Origin of the sequence: Bacillus sp. SIMBA_026, assembly GCF_046535335.1 — a bacterium.
GTDB classification, from domain to species: Bacteria; Bacillota; Bacilli; order Bacillales; family Bacillaceae; genus Bacillus; species Bacillus velezensis.
Genome location: NZ_JAWRWX010000084.1, coordinates 1 through 305 on the forward strand (window position 1 = coordinate 1; position 305 = coordinate 305).

1 protein-coding gene is annotated in these 305 nt (G+C 40.3%); it reads right to left on the minus strand.

Annotated elements, in window-relative coordinates:
* On the minus strand, window positions 1-305 hold a 305-nt coding region (locus tag SB847_RS20775; RefSeq protein WP_410578473.1), incomplete at both ends, for a hypothetical protein.

Below are 305 nucleotides of genomic sequence, written 5' to 3' on the forward strand. Positions count from 1 at the left end.
CATTATATTGCCGCTTGCTTTTATTTTCTTTAGGTATTGCCTTTCGAACATCTGTTTCACCCCAGTTTTCAGTGCCGATAATTGGGATATCCTCTCCAATAGAATCGGGGGCAGGACATGATTTCGACGTTCCAGTCACGTTTTTACTGGCATTCCTGTTCTTGCCCGAACAACTCTTTTCAGCTTGATTGCCATTTTCACTAACAATGTTGCTGTTTTCTCGAACAAGAAAGAAATTGCTAAATTTCGGGAGCAAATACTTTTTTATTTTTAACGCTAGAAACCGCTTTTCTGGCACAAGCCAG